The organism is Roseivivax sp. CAU 1761, from assembly GCF_054482755.1.
Genome location: NZ_JBTLRM010000002.1, coordinates 177734 through 199225, shown reverse-complemented (window position 1 = coordinate 199225; position 21492 = coordinate 177734). Strand labels below are relative to the sequence as shown.

At 69.4% G+C, this 21492-nt stretch carries 22 protein-coding genes; 11 read left to right on the top strand and 11 right to left on the bottom strand.

Annotated features, from left to right (window positions below):
- Positions 1 to 2: 2 nt before the first annotated feature.
- Positions 3 to 1289, bottom strand: coding sequence for a Rieske 2Fe-2S domain-containing protein (locus ACXYMW_RS02675; protein ID WP_459033742.1), 1287 nt, complete (start codon positions 1287 to 1289; stop codon positions 3 to 5).
- 103 nt (positions 1290 to 1392) lie between these two features.
- Positions 1393 to 2508: a cupin domain-containing protein gene (locus ACXYMW_RS02670; protein WP_459033741.1), complete on the bottom strand. Its 1116-nt coding sequence runs from the start codon at positions 2506 to 2508 to the stop codon at positions 1393 to 1395.
- Between the two features lie 120 nt (positions 2509 to 2628).
- Between ACXYMW_RS02670 and ACXYMW_RS02665 the strand changes: the two genes are divergently transcribed.
- From ACXYMW_RS02665 to ACXYMW_RS02645, 5 genes are all read left to right on the top strand, one after another.
- Entirely contained in the window at positions 2629 to 4383 is a 1755-nt protein-coding gene (locus tag ACXYMW_RS02665; protein ID WP_459033740.1) for an ethanolamine ammonia-lyase reactivating factor EutA, read from the top strand.
- A gap of 79 nt (positions 4384 to 4462) precedes the next feature.
- Positions 4463 to 5302 carry an IclR family transcriptional regulator gene (locus ACXYMW_RS02660; protein ID WP_459033739.1) on the top strand — a complete coding sequence of 280 codons (840 nt, stop codon included), beginning with the start codon at positions 4463 to 4465 and terminating at the stop codon, positions 5300 to 5302.
- Between the two features lie 27 nt (positions 5303 to 5329).
- Positions 5330 to 6328, top strand: coding sequence for a 2Fe-2S iron-sulfur cluster-binding protein (locus ACXYMW_RS02655; RefSeq protein ID WP_459033738.1), 999 nt, complete (start codon positions 5330 to 5332; stop codon positions 6326 to 6328).
- Positions 6329 to 6416: 88 nt separating this feature from the next.
- Positions 6417 to 7232 carry a 3-methyl-2-oxobutanoate hydroxymethyltransferase gene (locus ACXYMW_RS02650; RefSeq protein WP_459033737.1) on the top strand — a complete coding sequence of 272 codons (816 nt, stop codon included), beginning with the start codon at positions 6417 to 6419 and terminating at the stop codon, positions 7230 to 7232.
- Between the two features lie 4 nt (positions 7233 to 7236).
- The gene (locus tag ACXYMW_RS02645; RefSeq protein WP_459033736.1) at positions 7237 to 8088 is read left to right on the top strand and encodes an alpha/beta fold hydrolase; all 852 of its coding nucleotides are present in this window, start codon (positions 7237 to 7239) and stop codon (positions 8086 to 8088) included.
- A 114-nt stretch (positions 8089 to 8202) separates the two neighbouring features.
- Here the strand turns inward: ACXYMW_RS02645 and ACXYMW_RS02640 are convergent, their stop codons facing one another.
- Together ACXYMW_RS02640 and ACXYMW_RS02635 are read right to left on the bottom strand one after the other, a co-directional pair.
- On the bottom strand, positions 8203 to 9147 hold the full coding sequence (locus ACXYMW_RS02640; protein ID WP_459033735.1) for an ABC transporter substrate-binding protein: 945 nt from the start codon (positions 9145 to 9147) through the stop codon (positions 8203 to 8205).
- Between the two features lie 18 nt (positions 9148 to 9165).
- Positions 9166 to 9456 carry a hypothetical protein gene (locus ACXYMW_RS02635; RefSeq protein ID WP_459033734.1) on the bottom strand — a complete coding sequence of 97 codons (291 nt, stop codon included), beginning with the start codon at positions 9454 to 9456 and terminating at the stop codon, positions 9166 to 9168.
- A gap of 134 nt (positions 9457 to 9590) precedes the next feature.
- On the opposite strand from ACXYMW_RS02635, the gene ACXYMW_RS02630 reads away from it, so the two are divergent.
- From ACXYMW_RS02630 to ACXYMW_RS02610, 5 genes are all read left to right on the top strand, one after another.
- Positions 9591 to 10697 (top strand): zinc-dependent alcohol dehydrogenase, encoded by a 1107-nt coding sequence (locus tag ACXYMW_RS02630; RefSeq protein WP_459033733.1) that lies wholly within the window; start codon positions 9591 to 9593, stop codon positions 10695 to 10697.
- Between the two features lie 4 nt (positions 10698 to 10701).
- Positions 10702 to 11673, top strand: coding sequence for a CobW family GTP-binding protein (locus ACXYMW_RS02625; protein ID WP_459033732.1), 972 nt, complete (start codon positions 10702 to 10704; stop codon positions 11671 to 11673).
- 11 nt (positions 11674 to 11684) lie between these two features.
- Positions 11685 to 12386 (top strand): 4-carboxy-4-hydroxy-2-oxoadipate aldolase/oxaloacetate decarboxylase, encoded by a 702-nt coding sequence (locus ACXYMW_RS02620; protein WP_459033731.1) that lies wholly within the window; start codon positions 11685 to 11687, stop codon positions 12384 to 12386.
- The gene (locus ACXYMW_RS02615; RefSeq protein WP_459033730.1) at positions 12383 to 13405 is read left to right on the top strand and encodes an amidohydrolase family protein; all 1023 of its coding nucleotides are present in this window, start codon (positions 12383 to 12385) and stop codon (positions 13403 to 13405) included. The genes ACXYMW_RS02620 and ACXYMW_RS02615 overlap by 4 nt, the downstream gene beginning before the upstream one ends.
- 112 nt (positions 13406 to 13517) lie before the next feature.
- Positions 13518 to 13757, top strand: a complete 240-nt coding sequence (locus ACXYMW_RS02610; RefSeq protein ID WP_459033729.1) for a hypothetical protein — start codon at positions 13518 to 13520, stop codon at positions 13755 to 13757.
- Positions 13758 to 13773: 16 nt separating this feature from the next.
- Here ACXYMW_RS02610 and ACXYMW_RS02605 read toward each other — a convergent pair whose 3' ends face one another.
- The 4 genes from ACXYMW_RS02605 to ACXYMW_RS02590 all read right to left on the bottom strand — a co-directional run bounded on the left by ACXYMW_RS02605 (position 13774) and on the right by ACXYMW_RS02590 (position 16998).
- Positions 13774 to 14676, bottom strand: coding sequence for a LysR family transcriptional regulator (locus ACXYMW_RS02605; protein ID WP_459033803.1), 903 nt, complete (start codon positions 14674 to 14676; stop codon positions 13774 to 13776).
- Between the two features lie 43 nt (positions 14677 to 14719).
- Positions 14720 to 15700, bottom strand: coding sequence for an EamA family transporter (locus tag ACXYMW_RS02600; RefSeq protein WP_459033728.1), 981 nt, complete (start codon positions 15698 to 15700; stop codon positions 14720 to 14722).
- Between the two features lie 75 nt (positions 15701 to 15775).
- Entirely contained in the window at positions 15776 to 16378 is a 603-nt protein-coding gene (locus ACXYMW_RS02595) for a cupin domain-containing protein (RefSeq protein ID WP_459033727.1), read from the bottom strand.
- Positions 16378 to 16998, bottom strand: a complete 621-nt coding sequence (locus ACXYMW_RS02590; protein ID WP_459033726.1) for a cupin domain-containing protein — start codon at positions 16996 to 16998, stop codon at positions 16378 to 16380. Before ACXYMW_RS02590 ends, ACXYMW_RS02595 begins: the two co-directional genes overlap by 1 nt.
- A gap of 263 nt (positions 16999 to 17261) precedes the next feature.
- Between ACXYMW_RS02590 and ACXYMW_RS02585 the strand changes: the two genes are divergently transcribed.
- Complete coding sequence (locus ACXYMW_RS02585) at positions 17262 to 17588, top strand: non-heme iron oxygenase ferredoxin subunit (protein WP_459033725.1); 327 nt, start codon at positions 17262 to 17264, stop codon at positions 17586 to 17588.
- Between the two features lie 4 nt (positions 17589 to 17592).
- Here ACXYMW_RS02585 and ACXYMW_RS02580 read toward each other — a convergent pair whose 3' ends face one another.
- The 3 genes from ACXYMW_RS02580 to ACXYMW_RS02570 form a co-directional block, all read right to left on the bottom strand.
- A complete protein-coding gene (locus tag ACXYMW_RS02580; RefSeq protein ID WP_459033724.1) occupies positions 17593 to 18744 on the bottom strand; it encodes an iron-containing alcohol dehydrogenase in 1152 nt (383 codons plus the stop codon).
- Positions 18741 to 20246: a tripartite tricarboxylate transporter permease gene (locus ACXYMW_RS02575; protein WP_459033723.1), complete on the bottom strand. Its 1506-nt coding sequence runs from the start codon at positions 20244 to 20246 to the stop codon at positions 18741 to 18743. Before ACXYMW_RS02575 ends, ACXYMW_RS02580 begins: the two co-directional genes overlap by 4 nt.
- Before the next feature lie 64 nt (positions 20247 to 20310).
- Positions 20311 to 21264, bottom strand: a complete 954-nt coding sequence (locus ACXYMW_RS02570; protein WP_459033722.1) for a Bug family tripartite tricarboxylate transporter substrate binding protein — start codon at positions 21262 to 21264, stop codon at positions 20311 to 20313.
- Positions 21265 to 21492: the final 228 nt, after the last annotated feature.

Below are 21492 nucleotides of genomic sequence, written 5' to 3'. Positions count from 1 at the left end.
CCTTACACCGAGGTCTGCTTGACGCCGTGGCGGACCGTCAGATCCTCGGCCATGGCGTCCTGGAAGGGCTCGTCCTGCGGCAGCACCCGCGCGGCCGAGCGGACCATCTGGTGCTCGGGCACCCGGCCCGGCGGGTCGATGCCCTTGTCGCGCAGCGCGGTGACCGCCTTCTTCAGCCGGTGCCGCGCCATGATGATGCCGTTGTCGGTCGACACGAGGTTCTCCTTCGTCCGGTCGACGATCGGCCCCATGCTTTCCTGCAGGCTGGCATCCTGCATGGCAATGCCCCAGATGCCCGAGAAGCTCTCGCCGCTCTTCTGCGCCTCGCGATCCATCAGGTAGTCGTTGTCCTTGTTCTGGAGCGGGCGGAAGGTGCCGGGCACGTACTGGTTGTGGATGCCGTAGCCGTCGATCATCGCCTGCCGCTCCTCGTCGGTGAGCGCGCGGGTCGGGTGGTAGTCGAAGGACCAGGCCCAGCAATTGTGATCGTCGATCGGGATCCAGAAATGGCCGTGCACCGGGTGGTCGCCGCGCGGCGGCACCATGGTGAAGGACGGCATGACCCAGGGCGTCACGCGCCAGTAGTAATGCCCCTCCTCGGCCATGCGCCGGGCTCCGATCATCAGGCCGCCATCGGACTGCACCACCTCGAAGACCGGCTTCTTGTCGTTCTGGTTGTACTGGTTGCCCTTGGCGCCCTTGAAGAGCGGGTCGCTCTTCAGCCCGCCGGAATGCAGGAAGGAGACGTGCGAGCTGTCGATGCCGCCCTCCATCGCCTGCAGCCAGTTGCATTCCTGCCAGCGCTTGGAGGTGTAGGTCTGCTCTTCGGGAACGGTGGCAAACTCCCAGGTCGGCTCGGGCGGCCGGTCCTCTTTGTCGCCCATATGGGTCCAGAGCACGTCGCCGATCTTGATCAGCGGGTAGGCCCGGAGCTTGATCTTCTCGCAGAAGCCCGATTCTTCGGGCTCCGAAGGCACCTCGATGCACTGGCCGGTATAGTCGTATTTCCAGCCGTGATAGGGGCAGCGCAGCCCGCCCTCCTCGTTACGGCCGAACCACAGCGACACGCCGCGATGGGCGCAGAACTCGTCCATCAGGCCGTAGCGGCCCTTGCTGTCGCGGAACGCGATCAGCCGCTCGCCGAGGAGCTTCACGCGCACCGGCGGGCAATCGTCCTCGGGCAGCTCCCGCGCCAAGAGCGCCGGGATCCAGTATTTCCGGAACATGTCGCCCATGGCGGTGCCCGGGTCGGTCTGGGTCAAGAGATCGTTGACATCCTTGCGCAGCATGGCGCTCGCTCCTTCCCTAAGTCCTGCGCGCCCGCGGCGGCGCGGGGCGCTGTGCCCGGCCGCCGCGGCGCCCGTGTGATCCGGTCCCTCGGACCGCGCCGCCTCAGCCCTTGGGCGGCAGGTCGGCCTTTTCGGCCTCGTAGGCCGCGTCCATCTTCGAGGACAGGCCGTTTTCCTTCAGCGCGTCGGCGAACATGGTGCGCACCAGGTCGCTCTCGTCGGCATAGTCGATCTGGTCGCCGCCGATGCGCTGGCTGATCCACGCCTTCGGCACGCCCTGCTCGTTGCGGATCGCCACGCCCTCGTACTTGAAGGCCAGATAGCGCGCCGGCGTGGTGCCGGTGTTGAAGTGCTGGTGATACCACATGTTGGGCGGCACGATCATCGAGCCCGGCTTCCAGTCGTAGCGCTTGGGCTCGGCGCCCTCGGGCCACATCAGCGAATAGCCCTCGCCCGACAGGATGATGACATGCGCGCCGGGGCCGTGGCGGTGGCACTTCTTGTAGGTGCCGACCGGGAACTGGCTGATATGGCTGTTCATCGAGCACTTGGCGAGCTGGAAGCGGATATGCCCGCCGCCGGCGCCGCGCTCCTTGGCCTCGACGAGCGGCAGGTTGACCGCGTCGGCGACGTAGTTGGTCTCGAGCAGCAGGCCCTGCATCTCCTTCTGCTCGGCGAAGTAGTCGGGCTCGCCCGAGAACCGGCCCTTGAAGTCGTGCGACGTGTTGAAGATGAAGTCGGGCTCTTCGTAGACGTTCATGATCGGCGGCATGTTGGTGACGCCGATATAGCGCGCGGGCTCCGAGCCCGAGCCGTTGAAATGCTGGTGGTTGGCGTTGAGCGGGATGCCGAAGATCGCGCCCGGCCCCCATTCGAAGCTCACCTTGTTGCCGGCATCGTCCCAGACCACGGTGGAGCCGCGGCCCGACAGGATCAGCACCGTCTCCTCGAAGAGCTGGCGGTGCGGCGCCAGCTTGCCGCCGGCGGGGATCTCCATGACGTAGCAATCGTTGGTGGTGCGGCTGGCGTCGTGGTTCATGAACACCGCGTTGCCGCCGCGCCGCGCCCAGGGCTTCAGCTCCACCTCGTGCAGCGACGGCACGTAATTGCCGTTGATGATGTCGAGCCCCTCGGCCTTCAGGAAACGCGTATAGGGCGTCTCCTTCTCGGTCTTGAACTTCTCGGCCAGCTTGTCGGACACCCGTGCATGCGTGTTCATCGTCACTCCCTCCCCCGGTGCCTGCCCGTCGCGGGCCCCGGACTTTTTCGGTTGCATGAACGATAGGCTCCCGGCTACGGTCGCGTCAATGGACCACCGGTCCACATAAAGGAACGCGTGATGGCCGACGAGAAGCGACCCGAGAGACACACGATCGACGATCACATGTTCGGCGATTTCTACCCGCACGAACATGGCCCGGACGCCGATCACGATCACGACGACATCGATCCGGGCCCGCTCGAGGAGAACCCGATCTGGCAGCGCGACAACGTGGCGCTGACCAGCGTCGGCATCGATATCGGCAGCGCCGGCACACAGGTGATCTTTTCCACCATCCATCTGCAGCGCGTCGCCGACAGCCATGCCTCGCGCTACGTCATCGTCGACCGCAAGACCGCCTATGAGAGCCCCGTCGCCTTCACCCCCTATGCCGGCGAGACCGAGATCGACGCCGCGGCGCTCGGCGCGATCATCGATGCCGCCTATGCCGAGGCCGCGGTGCGCCCCGCCGACATCGACACCGGCGTGGTGATCCTGACCGGCGAGGCGCTGCGCCGCGCCAACGCCGAGGCGATCGCCGGCGTGGTCTCGGAAAAGGGCGGCGATTTCGTCACCGCCACCGCCGGCAACCACATGGAGGCGATGCTGGCCGCCTACGGGTCCGGCGCCGCCAAGGCGAGCCATGACGGGCAGTCGCGCATCCTCAACGTCGATATCGGCGGTGGGACGACGAAGCTGGCGCTCTGCGTCAAGGGCGAGGTCGTCTGGACCGCCGCCATGGGCATCGGCGGGCGGCTGATCGCCACCGAGGACGGCGCGGTGCGCCGGCTGGAGCCCACCGGGCGCCACCACGCCGCCGCTGCGGGGCTCGACCTGGCGCTCGGCGCGCCCTGCCCGCCCGACGCGCTGGAACGCGTCGCGGCGCACATGGCCGACCTGTTGGTCGCCGCGGTGACGCGGCGGCCCCTGCCGCCGGAGGTCGCGGAGCTGTTCCTGACCGACATTCCCGACGACATCGGGCAACTCGACGCGATCATCGTCTCGGGCGGGGTCGGCGAATACGTCGCCGGGCGCGAGGACCGCGATTTCGGCGATATCGGCTTCCATCTCGGGCGCCTCCTGCGCGCCCGGCTCGATGCCGGCGACTTCGGCGCACCGCTGCGCGAAGCCGCGGCCTGCATCCGCGCCACCGCGCTCGGCGCCTCGGAATATTCGGTGCAGCTCTCGGGCCAGACCTCGACCATCACCCGCCCCGGCAAGGTGCTGCCGCGGCGCTCCATGCAGGTCCTGAAACCGGCGCTCGACCTCACCGGCGAGCCAACGCCGGACGAGATCGCCGAGGCCATCCGCCACCATTTCGAGGCTTTCGACCTCGCGCCGGCGACCGACGAGGTGGCGCTCGCCTTCGAGTTCGACCGCGCGCCCGAATACGGCGCCATCCGCCGCCTCGCCGACGGCATCGCGTCCGCCCTGCGGCCGCGGCTCGACGCCGGCCACCCGCTGCACGTGATGATCGACGGCGACATCGCGCAGACCCTGGGCGGCATCCTGCGCGACGAGATCGGGCTTGCGAACGACCTGCTGATCCTCGACGGCATCGCGCTGCGCGATTTCGACTATATCGACCTCGGCAAGGTGCGGCTGCCCTCCTTCACCGTGCCGGTGACGGTCAAGTCGCTGCTCTTCTCCGAGGATCCGCGCGGGCCGCGGCGGCAGGAGCGCATCCAGTTCCAGCCGGCGCACGGCCACAGCCACCCGCACGGCCATCACCACCACCAAGGCCACGACCATCACCACGGCCACGGCCACGGCCACGGGCACGCGCACGATCACGGGCACCATCACCACGATCCCGACGCGGAGCGGTCGTAATGGCGGGGATGCGATTGACAGGTAACGCCGCCGTCCCGAAAACTGGAAAGCGGTTCTATCCAGCGGAACGGAGCGCATGATGTCGGACGAAGTCGAAGCCAAGCCCGCCGGGCGGAAGGAGATCAACCGCAACCCCCGGCGCGACAGCTCGCGGCTGTCCTCGGTGGCGACCGCGATCCATCTCCTGAAGACCTTCACCGAGGAGGATACCGAGCTCGGCATCTCCGAACTCGCCAAGCGGCTCAACGTCGCGAAAAGCACCGTGCACCGGCTCGCCGGCACGCTGCTCGACGAGGATCTGCTGCAGCAGAACCCCGAGAACGGCCGTTACAGCCTCGGCGTCGGGCTGTTCTCGCTGGGCGCGCTGGTGCGCTCGCGGCTCGACGTGACCTCGGAGAGCAAGCTGATCCTCAACGAGCTGCGCGACGTCACCCAGGAGAACACCCGCCTCGCGGTGCTGGAGCGCGACCGGGTGGTCTTCCTGCACGATTTCGAAAGCCCGCAGACCCTGCGCCTGCGCTCCGGCACCGGCCAGCTCAAGCCGGCCTATTGCACCGCCGAGGGCCTGTGCCTGATCGCCGGGCTGCGCGAACCCGAGCTGGCCAAGTTCCTCGCCATGCCGCGCACCGCGCGCACCGACAAGTCGGTCACCGACGAGGACGAACTGCGCGCCCGCATCCGCAAGACCAAGCGCCAGGGCTACGCCGTCGAGGACGAGGAATGCGACGAGGGCACGCGCTGCATCGCCGCGCCGATCCACAATGCCGACGGCCGCGTCATCGCCGCGGTGGGCATCGCCGGCCCGCGCGTGCGCATCCGCAAGAGCATGTTTCCCAAGCTCGGCCCGGTGGCCATCGAGGCGGCGGCCAAGATCTCCGAACGCCTCGGCTATATCCGCCGCCAGCCGATCTACGTCTGATCCCGACCCCAGGAGCACCCCAGCCCCATGCCCACGATCACGCTTCAGTCCGACGGCACGCAATTCCCCTGCGCCGAAGGCGACACGATCCTGCGTGCCGCCCTCCGCGCCGGGCTCGGCGTGCCCTATTCCTGCAACGTGGGCGAATGCGGCAATTGCAAGTTCCAGCTGATCGAGGGCGAGGTGCGCCACCAGCGCGCCGAGCCGCCCGCCTGGTCGGAGAAGAAGGACGCCAAGCGCGCCCGCTGGCTGGGCTGTCAGGCCGAGCCGCTGACCGATTGCACGATCAAGCTGCGCCCCGACGCCGACGCCGCACCGCGCGACCGCCCGGCGAGGCAGCAGGCGGAACTGGTGCGGGTGACGCCGCTGACCCACGACATCGCCGCCTTCAGCCTCCGGCTCGAGGGGACGGACGGCTTCCGGCCCGGGCAATACGCGCTGATCGCCCCCGAGGGCGTCGAGGGCGGGCGGGCCTATTCCATGTCGAACCTGCCCGGCGAGGGGCTCTGGGAGTTCCTGATCAAGCGCAAGCCCGACGGCGCCGCCACCGGCGCGCTTTTCGACGCGCTGACGCCCGGCGACCGGGTGACGCTGGACGGCCCCTACGGCACCGCTTGGCTGCGCGAGGACAGCCCGCGCGACATCGTGCTGCTGGCCGGCGGCTCGGGCCTGTCGCCGATGGTCTCGATCGCCCGCGGCGCGGCCCGGGCGGGGATGCTGGAGGACCGCAAGCTGCACCTCTTCTACGGCGCCCGCGGCGAGGCCGACCTGTTCGACCCCGCGGCCGCGCTGGGGCCGGAGCTCGCCGGCCGCATCGCCTTCACCCCGGCCCTGTCGGAGGCCGGCGCCGGCTGGACCGGCGCACGCGGCTTCCTGCACGAGGCGGTGCAGGCCGAGATGGGCGCGGCGGTGGCGGAGTGCGAGCTCTACTTCGCCGGCCCGGCGGCGATGAGCCAGGCCGTGCAGCTGATGGCGCACGAGGCCGGTCTGCCGCCCGAGCGGGTGCATTTCGACGAATTCTACTGATCCCCCGGCCCCGCTTGCGGCACCGCGCGCCCGGCCCCGGCCGGACGCGCCGCCGCCTGCGCCGGTCCCCCATCGAGGAGAGAGCCGCATGAGCGTCACCATCCCGCAGCTGCACCAGATGAAGCGCGATCGCGAGAAGATCTTCGGCGTCGTCGCCTGGGACACCCACATGGCCGCCATCGCCGACCGGGTCGGGGTGGAGATCGTGTCGGTCGGCGACACCGTGGGCAAGAACCTCTGGGGCCGCGACACCATGTTCGAGATCAGCATGGACGAGATGGTGATCGTGACCAAGGCGGTGCGCCGCGGCGTCAAGCGCGCGCTGGTCTCGGCCGATTTCCCTTACGGCCCGCTGCAGGAAGGCGTCGATGCCGCGGTGCGCGCCGGCATCCGGCTGGTCAAGGAGGCCGGCATCGACCTCTTGAAGCTCGACGGCGCGGCCGAGTACCCCGATGCGGTGACCGCGCTGGCGCGCGCCGGCATCCCGGTCTGGGCGCAGTTCGGCCTGACGCCGCAGACCGCGCTCGCCATGGGCATCCCCTACGAGAACCAGGCCAAGGCCGGGTCCGACCTGGTGGCCGGCATGGAAGACCGGATGATCGCCGAGGCGAAGATGCTGGAAGAGGCCGGGGCGGTGCTTCTGGACTTCACCAATTCCGGCCCGGTCGTGGGCCCCAAGGTCGTGGAGGCGGTCTCGATCCCAGTGATCGGCGGTTTCGGCGGCGGGCCCTGGCTCGACGGCCGGGTGCGGCTGGCGCAGGCCGCGGTGGGCTACGACGCTTCGCTCGTGGGCCAGGAGGCCAAGGGCTACGCCAACGTGGCGCAGGTGATGCACGATGCGCTGGCCGAATGCGCCGGCGACGTGCGCGGCGCGCGCCAGATCAAGGGACAACCGGGGAGGTAAGGCGATGCCAGTCGCGGAAACGGACGGGATTTCCACCCGCTACGAGGTCATGGGCTCCGGCCCGCCGCTGTTGATGTTCTCGCCCGGCGGGTTCGATGCGCGGATCGAGAAATGGAGCGATCTGGGTGTCTACAAGCGCATCCGGCTGCTCGAGCATCTGCCAAAGCACTTCACCTGCATCCTCTTCGACCGACGCGAGAACGGGCAATCGGGCGGCCGGGTGGAGCGCATCACCTGGCAGAATTTCGTGCGCCAGGCGGCGGGGCTGCTCGACCATCTCGGGCATGAGCGCGCGCATCTGATGGGCGGCTGCATGGGCTGCTGCCCGGTCGCGGCCTTCGGCGTGGCGCTGCCCGAACGCACGCTGTCGATGGTGCATTACTGGCCGGTGGGCGGGGCGAATTACCGGATCTCCGGCCACCAGCGCTTCGCCCGCCACCTGGCCTTCGCCGAGGAGAACGGGCTGGGGGCGGTGGTCGAGCTGGCGCGCAGCCACGACAAGAACTTCTCCGCCGATCCCCGCCCCGGCCCCTGGGCGCAGCCGATCCGCAATTCCGACGCCTTCGCGGAGGCCTTCGCGGCGCTCGACCTGAAACGCTACCTGCTGACGGTTACCGGCATGGTGCGCGGGCTGATCGACCGCGACACCGCGCCGGGGGCCGAGCCCGAGGACCTGATGCGGCTCGACATCCCGGCCCTCGTGGTGCCCGGCGCAGACGGCTTCCACGCCACCTCGGCGGCGCGCTACCTGCAGGAATGCCTCTCGGGTTCGGAATACTGGGACGTCGCGGTCGACGACCAGACCGAGGAGACCGCGCCGGCGCGGGTGATCGAGTTCCTGACCTCGGTCGGCTGAAGGGTTGGCGACCCCCCGTAACGGAGGGCCACGGACAGGGGGCTGTCTGCCCCCTCTGGGCCTGCGGCCCATTCACCCCCGAGGATATTTGGCTCAGAAGAAGCGGGGCCGGGGTCAGCCGGCGCGCTCCAGAAGGTCGCGGGCGAAGAGATCCGCGAGCGGCAGCGGGCGGTCGACGATCTTCTGCGCCACCACATGGGCCATCAGCGTGTCGAGCACTTCGCGGTTCGGGGCGAGGCCGTAGGGCAGCGGGTCGCGGCCCAGGTCGCGCACCGCCTGGTGCACCTTGTCGGTGGCGGCGGGCGCGGCGATGCGGCCGGCGCCGAGATCGTCGAGATAGAGGCGCTTCGAGGCCACGAAGGCGTCGAAGAGCTGCTCGGCCAGGCCGGGATGCGCCTCCAGCACGTCGTCGCGCACCACGATGAGATGGTTGATCGGGTAGAAGCCGCGGTCGCGGCAGGCGGCGAGCCCGGCCGCTAAGGCGTCGGGGATGAGCGGCGCCAGCCCGTCCGCCTTGGCGGGCAGGCCGACGCCCGCCACCGGGTCGCCGGCCTGGATCTGCTCTTCCAGCGTGCCGCTGCCGCCGAGTTCGGTGACATTGGCGGGCGGCACATACTCGGCCACATGCTCGTCGTCGGAGCGCGCCCAGGTGACCTGGTCCAGATCGAGCCCGTGCTCCTCGGCGAGGATGGCGCGGGCCCAGACCCCGGTGGTCACCGTGTAGCCGCGCATCACGCCGACGCGGCGGCCCTCGAGATCCTTCGGACCCGCGAGCCCGGCCCGGGCATTCATCGCCATCGATTTGTGGTGGAAGTCGCGCACCAGGAAGATCGGCAGCCCGGTGAGCTTCGCGCCATGGGCGCGGGCGCAGAGGAAGGTGGTCAGCGCCATTTCCGACACGTCGTAAGCGCCCTCCCGCACCATGCGGCGGAAGGCCCGGGGCAGCGGGTTCACCTCCTCGAAATCGAGCTCGAAATCGGGCAGCGTCACCGCCCCCTCCTTCAGGGCGCGGTTGTTGCCCTGGGTGCGGCTCACGGCGGTCAGGCGGGTCTTGGGCATCGTCGTCCTTTCGAAAGATCAGCAGCAATCGGCCTCGCCGTCGTCGCGCAGGCTCGGCAGCAGCCAGGCGACCGGCAGATCGGTCTCCGCGACTTGGGCCGCGGGGGTGAAGAGGGTCAGGCGGTAGCGCTCAGGCCCGATCCAGAAGCGGATCACCGTCTGGCGCGGCGGGAAGCCCGGCAGCCGCCCCGGCTCCTCGCGCACGAGCACCAAGGATTCCGCCGGCAGCCCGTAGCGGACGCGCAGGGCCGCCTCGATGCGCCTAAGATGCGCGAGGTTGCCGGGATCGCCCGAAAGCCGTCCGAACATCGCCTGTGCCGCGCTCCGCCTGAATTCGTGACTTGCGTTTGGATCGTTCCCATATATGGAACATCGTTCTTGATTGCAGTCTGGCCCTTTGCTACCCCTGTCGTCAACAGCGAAGCGCGAGGGGAGGATCGCCGATGTCCGAGAAAGTGGTTGCCGCGGTCCGCACCGGCCCCGAGATCACCGAGTTCCGCGAGTTCGACATGCCGGACGTGCCCGACGATTGCGCGCTGCTGAAGGTCGAGGTGGCGGGCATCTGCGGCACCGACGTGAAGTTCTATGCGAAGCCGCCGATCGACGAGCCGGTGATCATGGGGCACGAGAATATCGGCACCATCGCCAAGGCCGGAAAGACCTTCCAGAAGCGCCGCGGCCTGAAGGAGGGCGACCTGGTCTTCGCCGAGCATTACGTCGGCTGCATGGCCTGCGAGCATTGCCACCGCGGCGATTACCGGCTCTGCATGGCCACGGACTGGCGCAAGAACCCCGAGGGGCTGCGCTTCGGCTACACGCCGATGACCCGCGCGCCGCATCTCTGGGGCGGCTTCGCGCAATACATGTTCCTGCCGTGGAACGCGGTGCTGCACAAGGTGCCGAAGGGCTTGTCGCCGGAGCTCGCCGGCGTGGTCACGCCGATGGCCAACGGCATCCAGTGGGCGCTCTTCGATTGCGGCGTGGGCTACAACACGCGGCTGCTGGTGCAGGGCCCGGGCCAGCAGGGGCTGAGCCAGGTGGTGACCGCGAAACAGGCCGGCGCCTCTCTGATCATCATCACCGGCACCGCCAAGGACAAGAAGCGGCTCGAGGTGGCGAAGCGGCTCGGCGCCGACGTCACCATCAATGTCGACGAGGAAGACCCGCTCGAGGCGATCATGCAGGCCACCGGCGGCGAGGGCGTCGACGTCGCGCTCGACTGCACCGCCGGCGCCGGCACCATTCCGACGCTCCTGGGCATCGAGGCGCTGAAGCGCAAGGGCGGCACGCTGCTGATCCAGGGCGAGGGGCTGGCCGAGTTCCCGAACTTCCCGTTCGGCAAGATCGCCAACAAGTACATCACCGTGAAGGCGGCGCGCGGGCACAATTACCAGAGCTGCGAGCTGGCGCTGCAGCAGTTGAACTCGGACCGCTTCGAGCTCGACCTGATCACCACGCACCGCTTCGGGCTGGAACAGACCCATGACGCGATCAAGGCGGTCGGCGCCAGCGGGGAGGCCATCCACGTCTCGCTGATGCCCTGGGAGTGAGGCCATGGCCGATCCCCGCCTGCCCGTCACCGTGATCACCGGGCATCTCGGGGCGGGCAAGACCACGCTGATCAACCATCTGCTGCACCAGACCGGGCGGCGCCTGGCGGTGATCGTCAACGAGTTCGGCGATGCCGGCATCGACGGCAGCCTGATCGAGAGCGGCGACGAGGAGCTGGTAGAGCTGAGTTCGGGTTGTCTGTGCTGCGTGGTGCGCGGCGACCTGATCCGGACGCTGCGCGGGCTTCTCGACCGCGGCGACGCGCTCGACGGCATCGTCATCGAGACCACCGGCCTCGCCAACCCGGCCCCGGTGATCCAGACCTTCACCGCCGACCAGGTGCTGGCGGCGCAGCTCCGGCTCGACGCCGTGGTGACGGTGGCCGACGCGCTGCACATCGACGCGCAGATCGACGCCAGCGCCGACGCCGCTTCGCAGGTCGCTCTGGCGAGCGTGCTGCTCCTGAACAAGTCCGACGAGGCAGCCGGCATCGAGGCCACCGAGGCACGGCTCGCGGCGCTGAACACCAGCGCGCCGATCTACCGGATCAACCGCGGGCGCGCGCATCCCGACCGGGTCTTCGGCGCGCGCGGCTTCGATCTCGAGGCGGTGGCCGACCGGCTGCCGGAGGCCGACGGCGCCGGGCATCATCACCACGACCACACCGCCGGCATCGGCTCGGTCACGCTGACCTGCCAGGGGCCGCTCGACGCCGCCGCGGTGGAGCGCTGGCTCACCGACCTGCTGACCGTCCGGGGCGAGGACATCCTGCGCACCAAGGGCATCCTGTGGGCCGCGGGCGAACGCCGGCGCCTCGTGGTGCAGGCGGTGCACATGCTGCTCGAGGGCGATCTGGTGACGCCCTGGCCGGGCCCGCCGCCGCACCGCAGCACCCTGGTCTTCATCGGCCGCAACCTCGATGCCGAGACCCTGCGCCAAGGCTTCCTGGCCTGCCGCGCCCCCGTTCCCGCCTGAAGGAGCCACCCATGCCCGTCTGCGTCACCGACATCACCCGCGCCGACCGCGAAGCCGCCGATGCGCTGGCGCGCTACGGCGTGGCCACCGTGCACGAGGCGCAGGGCCGCACCGGGCTCATGCACCAGCGGCTGCGGCCGATCTGGCGCGGGCCGGCGATCAGCGGCACCGCCGTGACCTGCACCCTGCCGCCGGGCGACAACTGGATGATTCACGTCGCCGCCGAACAGTGCCGCGAGGGCGACATCCTCGTCGCCGCCGCCATCGGCGAGGCGCATGCGGGTTATTTCGGCGACCTCCTGGGCACGCTCTACCAGACGCGCGGGGTGCGCGGGCTGGTGATCGATGCCGGCTGCCGCGACGTCGACGACCTCGAGAAGATGGGCTTCCCGGTCTGGTCCCGCTCGATCTGCGCCCATGGCACGGTGAAGGAGACGCTGGGCGACGTGAACGTGCCGGTCTCCTGCGGCGACGAGCTGGTCCATCCGGGCGACGTGATCGTCGCCGACAATGACGGCGTCGTGGTGGTGCCGCGCCGCGACGCGGCCCGGGTGGTCGAGCTGGCGCAGGCCCGCATCGACCGCGAGGAGAAGATCCGCGCCCGCTACGGCGCCGGAGAGCTCGGCATCGACATCAACAACATGCGCCCGCGTCTGGCCGAGAAGGGCCTGACCTACATGACACAGGCGGAATACCGGGAGACTTGCGGATGATCATCGACTGCCACGGCCATTACACCACCGAACCCAAGGCCTTCATGGACTTCCGCAAGGCGCAGGTGGCGCATTACGAGGATCCGAAGGCCAACCCGAAGCCCGACCTGGCCGAGATCTCCGACGACGAGATCCGCGACAGCATCGCCAACAACCAGCTCAAGGCGCTGAAGGACCGCGGCGGCGACATGACGATCTTCTCGCCGCGCGCCTCGGGCATGGGACACCATGTCGGCGACGAGGCGGTGTCGAAGGAATGGAGCCGCGCCTCCAACGACATGATCCACCGCGTCACCCAGCTCTTTCCGGAGAACTTCATCGGCGTCTGCCAGCTGCCGCAGAACCCGCAGGCGCCGATCGCCAACGCCATCGAGGAGCTGGAGCGCTGCGTCGATATGGGCTTCGTCGGCTGCAACCTGAACCCCGACCCGTCGGGGGGCATGTGGACCGGCGTGCCGCTGACCGACCGCGCCTGGTATCCGTTCTTCGAAAAGATGGTGGAGCTCGACGTGCCGGCGATGATCCACGTCTCGGGCTCCTGCAACCCGAACTTCCACATGACCGGCGCGCATTACATCAACGCCGACACCACCGCCTTCATGCAATTCCTGCAGGGCGACCTGTTCTCCGACTTCCCCGACCTGCGGCTGATCATCCCGCATGGCGGCGGCGCGGTGCCCTATCACTGGGGCCGCTACCGCGGGCTGGCCGACATGATGGGCAAGCCGCCGCTGTCCGAGCACGTGATGCGCAACGTCTATTTCGACACCTGCGTCTACCACCAGGCCGGCATCGACTGCCTGTTCGAGGTGATCGACGTCGACAACATCCTGTTCGCCTCCGAGATGTTCGGCGCGGTGAAGGGCGTGGACCCGGAGACCGGGCACAATTTCGACGACACCAAGCGCTATATCGACGCGCTCGATCTCAGCGACGCGGACCGCGCCAAGGTCTTCGAGGGCAATGCGAGGCGCGTCTATCCGCGGCTCGACAAGGCGCTGAAATCGCGCGGTCTCTGAGGGGTCTCGCGGAGGGTTGCACCTTTCGCATGGCGGTTGCCCGGTCCCGGATCGGGCGTTGATTTCTCAACTCCCCTGCTTATGTTGCACTGCAGCAAAAGGGGAAACCGTTATGACCATGTTGACCAGCAACTCCCCCGCCCGGCCGTTCCGTCTGCGCGACCTGGCGGGCTCGATCACCCCGCGCGCCGTGGCGCGTTATCTCTCCGGCCTGACGGCGGGCTACCAAGCCTACCTCGTCTACGCGCGCCTCTCCGCCGAGAGCGATGCCGAGCTGGCGCAGCGCGGCCTGACCCGCGCCGACGTGCCGGGCGCCGCGATGGACGCGATCCGCGCGCATCCCGCCGCCTGATCGTGACCGCGGCGCCTCAGAGGCGCCGCGTCACCGGGCCCGACGCGGCGTGCAGCCGGTCGGCCACCGCATCCACGAAAGCATCGATCTCGGGCCCCAGCCCGGCCGCCGCGCGGTCGCGCGGGGTCAGGAAGGCCAGCGTGCGCACCACCGCCGGCGCGGTGATCGGCCGCGCGCGGAAGAGCCCGCTGCGCAATTCGCCCTCGGCCGCGCCATAGGGCATGATGGTGGCGGCGACGCCCTTGGCCACCAGGTCCTTGACCGCCCGCAGCGACTGCACCTGATAGGCGACGTTCAGCCCGATCCCGAGCCGGCCGGCGATCTGCTCCACGGCGCGGGTCACCACGTCCTGCTTGGCGGTCAGGGCGAGGTCGTAGGGCGCGATGTCGCGGAAGGCAATCGGCGCATCGCCGGCGGGATCGTGCGCCGGCACCATCAGGAACAGATCCTCCTCCAGCAGCGCCCGGCGGTCGTAGCGCGGGTCGAGCTCGGGCGAGAAGCTGAGCGCGCAGCAGAGCTCCCCGCGCGCCATCTGCTCGGCCAGAACGAAGCTGAATTCCTCGATCAGGATCAACTCGGTCCCCGGCAGCATCCGGGTCAGGTCGGTCAGGATGGCGTCGCCCACCAGCCGTACGATGGAGGGCGTGAGGCCCAGCCGGACGGTCGCCGCCGAGAGCCCGGCCCGGGCCCGCACCGCGGCCTTCGCCGCCTCGATCCGCTCCAGGATGTCGCCGGCATGGCGGTTCAGGATGCCGCCCGCGGCGGTGGCGGTGACGCCCCGGGCGTGACGCTCCAGCAGGGTGACGCCCAGCTCCTCCTCGAGGTTGCGGATCTGCAGCCCCAGCGCGGTCTGCGCCACGTTCAGCGCCTCGGCCGCGCGGGTCAGGTTGCCGGTCTCCAGCGCCTTGCGGAAATAGATCAGCTGCTTGAGGTTGATGGCACCACCCTCCCCGCGTGCGGCCTCAGACCAGCGGCGCCGCCAGCTGCAGGATCAGCGCCTCGGGCAGGCCGAGGATGGTGAGCAGCATCGTGGTGTCGCCGGCCAGCGCCACCGCGCCCAGCACGGCCAGCAGGATCGAGCCCACCACCCAGGCGTCGAAGACCTCGTGCTCGCGGTTCAGCATGGCGTTGAAGATCAGCCGGAACACCACCGACAGGCGCTGGATCGGCACCACCACCGCCACCGGCGCCACCGCCAGTGCGAGGTAGCGGAAGAGCTGCGACAGCGCCACGAAGAGCGCCGAGGCCAGGAACCAGCCGCGCGAGCCCGCATCGAGCCCGCCCATGTAGCTGCGCCCGCCGGCGAGCATCACCAGCACCGCCACCAGCACCGTCGCCGCCACGTAGGAGACGAGCACCCCGCCGACGCTGTCGGCGAGCCCGCCGCCCGCCGCCTCGAGCCCCAGCGCGATGAAGAGCGGCGAGGCGCCGTATCCCAGCGCGCAGACCGCGCCCCAGGCCATGCCGGCCGGGTAGTCGGGGTCGAACCCCTTGGCACCGCCGGTCCTGGTGGCGGCGCGGCGGCGGCGCATCACCATCATCGGCCCGACGATCACCAGCACGATGCCGGCGAGGTTCACCGCGTTCACCGTCTCGCCCAGAAAGGCGAAGCCCAGCCCCAGCGCGATCAGGATCGAGACCTGCTGGATCGGCGTCGACAGCGTGGCGCCAAGCGCCTGGGTGGCGCGGTAATTGCCGTAGCGGCCGATGACGAAATGCACGAGCCCCGCCGCCACCATCCAGCCGAAGGTCGAGACCGGCCAGGCGGCCATCGCCTCGAACCCGCCCATCAGCAGCGCGAAGCCGAGGAACAGCGGCACCCCCAGCGGCACGGTGATCGCCATGCCCTGCAGCACCGTGGACTTGAGCACGCCGCGCCGCACGGTGGCGTTGTTGAGGCCGAAAAAGGCCGCCGAAGCAAAGGCCAGCGCCGCGCCGAACATGGGCAAATCCGTCTGTTGTGAATACGTCGAAGGCGCCGCCCCGGCGCGGCTCGGGCGTCCGGGGCGGCTTCAGGCTCAGCGCGTGCCGCGCAGGAAGTCGCGGATGATCTCGGGCGTCAGGGTCAGGCCGGGCTGGTATTCCGGCGCGTCCTCGATCTGTTCGAGATCGTTCAGGCCGCATTGCTTGAAGATGCGGTTGATGGTCGAGATCAGCCGCAGCGGCCGGTCCGGATCGGCGTTGAAATGCTGGTGGATGGTGTTGGGCGGCACGTAGATCACGTCGCCGGCCTCGTATTCGAACTTCTTCACCTCGTCCTGCGGCTTCCAGAAATACTCGTCGGTGATCTCGACGTCGCAATCCTGGTGCAGGTCGTAACCGCGGCCCTCGAGCACGTAGAGGCATTCCTCGGCGAGGTGCCGGTGCTTGCCCGATTTCGACCCCGGCGGGATGATCTGCATGTAGGCGTCGACGGTCTCCATCCGGGTGTTCATCGCCTCGTTGATGAGGTGCTTGAGCAGCCCCTGCCGCGACATCTCCCACGGCATTTCCTCGGGATGAATGACCTTCTTGCGCTTGGCGTCGCGGGCGGGCCGCGCCGCGGCGTCGTCCAGCAGGTCCTGGTAGAGCGGCGCGTTCTCGGTGCCGTCGATCCAGACGGAGGTTTCGCCCCAGGCCATCAGTAGCCCCCCTCGGGATGGTTGTGATCGTCCTCTTCCTCGCGCACCTCGAAGCCCTCTCCGCCGGGCGCGGGCTCGGTCGAGCGCGGCTCCACGGTCTTCTGGAACAGCATGTTCATGAAGACGAACATCGGCTTGGTCTTCAGCACCAGCGCGCGCGCCGGCTTGGTGTCGGAGGCGTTGAAATGCTGGTGCACGCAATTGTTGTGCACAATCGCCACGTCGCCGGCCTTCCAGTCGTAGCGCTGCTCGTCGTGGATCTCGTAGCCCTCGCCGTCGAGGATGTAGAACGCCGCCTCGTTGACGTGGCCGTGCTTCTGGCTCTTGCCGCCGGGGCCGTATTCCTCGAGGTGGATGTGGAACAGCTGGGTGATGTTGTCCTTGGGCTCGACATAATGCCGGCTGTAGGCCTGCGGGCCGTCGACGAACTTGATCTCGCTGGCCTTGCGGACCCGCGGCTGCGCGCGGAGCTCGTCGAGCTTCTGCTGCAGGTTGTACTCGCCCTGGATCGCCCGGACGAAGATGCGGTTCTTGTTGGAATGGTAATAGCCCTTGGGACCGATCTCGGTGCCGTCCTCGGCGGTCTCGGTCTCGGGGGCGCTGTCGGTTCGCTTGTCCATCGTCTGACCTCCCGTGTCCCCCGATCTGTAGCAACGGGATTTCGCCAAAACAACATTCCCGCATGCGGAACGGCGGTCGGTTTCGGGGCGGATCGGCGGGCGATCCGGCACGCAAGTAATTGATTTTATTTGTATGCGTTCGGGGCGCGTCGGGAACTGCGCCCGCGCGGCGCGTCCCGTAGAGCGGAAAAAGCTCTCGTCATTTCTTGCATATGGAACGTCGTTCCTACATTTTCTCCCGAAAGACCGAATGAGGATGGATGATGTCCGACACCGAAAATCTGATCGAACTCTGCGCCAAGGACGAGATCCCCGAGGGTGAGGTGATCCGCGTCGACACCGACGACCTTGAGCTGGCCGTCTATCATGTGGGCGAGCATTTCTACGTCACCGACAACCAGTGCACGCACGGGCCGGGCGAGCTCTCCGAGGGCTATCTCGAGGGCCACGTGATCGAGTGCGACTTCCATGCCGGGCAGTTCGACATCCGCAACGGCGAGGTCGTGGCGCCGCCCTGCATCCTCAAGCTCAAGACCTACAAGGTCGTGCCGCACGACACCGCCGTGGTGATCGAGGCGCCGCAGGACTGACGCCTCAGCGCGCCAGCACCGCCTCGAGCGCCGCCGCGGCGGCGCTCAGCGGCATCGCCGCGCCGTTGGCCGCCGGCACCAGCGCCGCGTCGTGCGGCGGGCCGGGTTCGGGTTCGCCGGGCCGCCACAGCGCCGCCTCTGCCAGTGCCCGGGGGGCCGCGGCCTCGGGCCGGGCGGTCAGCCGCGGCGCCAGCCCCAGCGCCCAGAGCCGCGACGCCACAGCGTCGGGGATTGCCGCCGCGTCGGGCGCACCAATCGCCGCCGCCAGCTCCGGGGCGATATGCGGCCGCGCCGCCAGCGCCGCCGGCAGCGTCACCGGCAAAAGCGCCGCGATGGCGGCGCCGTGGCTCGCCCCCGTGGCGCCCTCGAGCGGCCGTGCCAGCCGGTGCGCGAGGCCCAGCCGCGCCTGACCGCAGGCCATGTTGGCCAGTGCCGAGCCCAGCAGGCAATCGATCCGCGCCGCAGGCTCGCCGGGATCGAGCGCCGCCGCCGCGGCGCCCGCCAGGAGCCGCAGCGCCCGCAGCGCCAGCGCGTCCGAGACCGGGGTGGCCTTCTGCGAGGTCGCGGCCTCGAGCGCGTGCGACAGCGCATCGGCCATCGCCGCCGCCGCCACACCGCGCGGTGCGCCGTCGAGCGCCCGCGGGTCGAGCAGCGCCACCCGGGCAAAGGCCGAGGGCCCGCCGATGGTAAACTTGCCGGCCGCGTCGCGCAGGATGGTGTAGGGCGAGACCTCGGTGCCCGACCCGGCGGTGCTGGGGATCAGCACCATCGGCAGCGGCGGCGCCGGCAGGTCCGGCGCGCCCTCGAGCCGCCGCAGGTCGGTGCCGCAGGTGGCGGCGATCGCCGTGGCCTTGGCGGTGCAGAGCGCCGAGCCGCCGCCCAACCCCAACACGCCGTCGCAGCCCGCCGCGCGCAGGCGGTCGCAGGCCGCGGCGATGTCCTCGGCCCGCGCATCGACGCCGCAGCTATCATGCAGCGCCGCCTCGGGCAGCGCCGCGCGCAGGAGCCGCCCCGCGGGCCCGGCGAGGATCGCCGGGTCGCTGACGATCAGCGGCCGGGTGATGCCGGCATAGGTCAGGCATTCCGCGAGGTGGGAGAGCGCCTCGGCCCCCCAGATCAGCCGTACCGGGCAGTGGAAGCTGCCGGCGGCGCTCATGCCGCCGCCCGGCGGAACAGCTTCACCTTGCGCAGCGACGGCAGCAGCAGCGTCAGCACGATCAGCGCGATCAGGATCAGCGATTGCGGCCGCGCCGCCATGAAGCCCAGCATCTCGCCGTCCGAAATCATCCGGGTCTGGTGGAAGGACCGCTCGGCGGTCTCGCCCAAGACAAGCGCGATGACCAGCGTCAGCCGCGGATAGTCGAAGCGCAGCATCAGGTAGCCGACGATGCCCATCACCATGGCGAGGATCACGTCGCCCATCCGCCCGTCGAGCACGTAGACCCCGGTGAGCGACACCGCGACCACCACCGGCACCAGGAAATGCACGTTGATGAAGGTGATCAGCACCAGCCAGCGGGCGAAGATCAGCCCGAGGATCGAGGCGCCGATGGCCGACAGCGTCAGCGCCACGATCAGGCCGTAGACCTCGCGCTGGTTGTCGAGAAGGATCGTCGGCCCCGGATCGATGCCGTGCAGCACCAGGATGCCGAGGAACAGCGCCGTCTCGGCACTGCCGGGGATGCCGAAGGCCACGGTGGGCACGAGGCTGCCGCCGTCCTTGGCGTTGTTGGCGGCCTCGGGCGCGATGACGCCGACGATGTTGCCCTTGCCGAAGCTTTCGGGGTCGCGCGAGGATTGCACCGTCGAGGTATAGGCGATGAACGAGGCCACGGTGCCGCCGAGCCCCGGAATGGCGCCGATCAGCGTGCCGATGGCCGAGCCGCGAAGCAGCACTGTCCAGTGCCGGAACACCGCCGCGGCGCCGGCCCAGACGCCGGTGATGCGCTTGCGGCCCTCCTCCACGGAGCCGGCGACCGAGCCGCCCTTGAGGCCGAGCTCGATCATCTGGCTCAACGCGAACATGCCGGTCAGCGTCGGCACCAGCGGGATGCCGTCCCAGAGATAGTCGCTGTCGAGGGTGAAGCGCAGCTCGCCCGACACCGTGTCGGAGCCCACGAAGGCCAGCATCAGCCCGACGCCACCGGCGATCAGCCCGCGCAAGAGCTTGCCGCGCGCCGAGACCGCGATGGCGGCGAGGCCCAGCAGCGTCAGCAGGAAGAACTCGGCCGGGCCGAAGGCCAGCACCAGTTCGCGCGCCACCGGGATCACCAGCAGCAGCGTGAAGAGCCCGATCAGCCCGCCCATGGCCGAGGCGGTGGCCGAGGCGCCGATGGCGAGCCCCGCCTTGCCCTGCCGCGCCAGCGGGTAGCCGTCGAAGGTGGTGGCGGCGTTGGGCGCGGTGCCCGGCGTGTTGAGCAGGATCGCGGTCAGCGACCCGCCGAAGGAGGTGGCGCCCATGACCCCGCCGGCGAGGTACATCGCGTCGAGCGAATCCATCGCGAAGGTCACCGGGATCAGCAGCGCCAGCGCCGTGGTGCCGCCCAGCCCCGGGATCACCCCGAAACAGAGCCCCAGCATCACGCCGAGCGCCACGTAGATGGCCGATCCGCCGGTAAAGACCGTCAGCAGCGCGTCGAAGAGAACGTCGAGTCCCATGATCCCCCACCTCTGGGCTGCGGTCCGGGGCCGCGCGCGGCGGCCCCGGTCCCTGTCCGGCCGATCACTCGGCCAGGATGTCCTTGTACTGGCTGTAGAAATCCATCAGCTCGGCCATCTCGGCCGCGGCCTCGTCGGCGCCGATCGGATCGAGCGGCCGGTTCGAGCTGGCGGACCATTCCTGCACCGTCTCGGAATTCGCCGCTTCGATCAGCGCGTTCGAGAGCTTCTGCTGGATCTCGGCCGGGATGCCCGGAGGGCCGCCGACGATGCGCCGCAGGTTGAACTTGGCGAACTGCTCGTAGCCCAGTTCGGTGGAGGTCGGCACATCCTCGAGCGAGCGCTCGTCCTCGAGCGTCATGAGCAGTTCCACATCGCCCGACTCGACGTATTTCATCAGCGAGGCGATGGGCTTGATGGTGGCGTCGACCTCGCCGCGCATGAGCCCGATGATGGTGTCGGTCGAGCCCTTGTAGCCGGTGACGTTCTGGATCGGGCAGTCGATCAGGGTCATGGCGATCTTGGCCGTCACCGACGAGGTCGAGGCCGGACCGGTATCGGAATGCTTGAACGGCTCGCCCTGGCTGCACAGCGCCTCGAGGCTGTCGAACTCGCTGCCCGACTGCACCGCCAGCGCGTAGTTGGAGCTGGCGAGGTTGCCGATCCAGGTCACGTCGGTCAGGTCGTAGCCCGAGGACTGGCCCAGAAGCTGCGGCACGGTCAGGCCGGGCACGTTCCAGATGCCGATCGTGTAGCCGTCGGGATCGGCGCGGTAGACCGTGGAGGCGCCGCGCTGGCCGCCGGCGCCAGGGATGTTCTCGACCACCACCTCGGTGCCGAGGATGCGCTCCATCTCGGGGGCGACGGCGCGCACGTAGCTGTCGAAGCCGCCGCCGGGGCTGTAGGGCACCACGAAGGTGATCGGCTCGGACGGCCAGTCGTCCTGGGCCAGCGCCGGGCCGGCGGCCAGCGCCGCCAGCGCCGCCGCCGCGAGGGCGCGATGGGGAATCTTGGTCATTGAGGTCTCCTCCTCTCTATACGGAACGGCCGCCTGCCACGGCTTCTTGTGTTGTGATCGGATCTCGCCGCATCCTGCCGCCCATGACGGACACTCAGGATTTCGAGGCGCTCTGGCGCGCCTATCTCAGCGACACGGACCGCGCGGTGCGCGATGCGGCGGGCTACGGCGCCACCGGCGCCGCGCCGCTCCGCCCGGCGCTGCTGGTGATCGACATGACGCGCGATT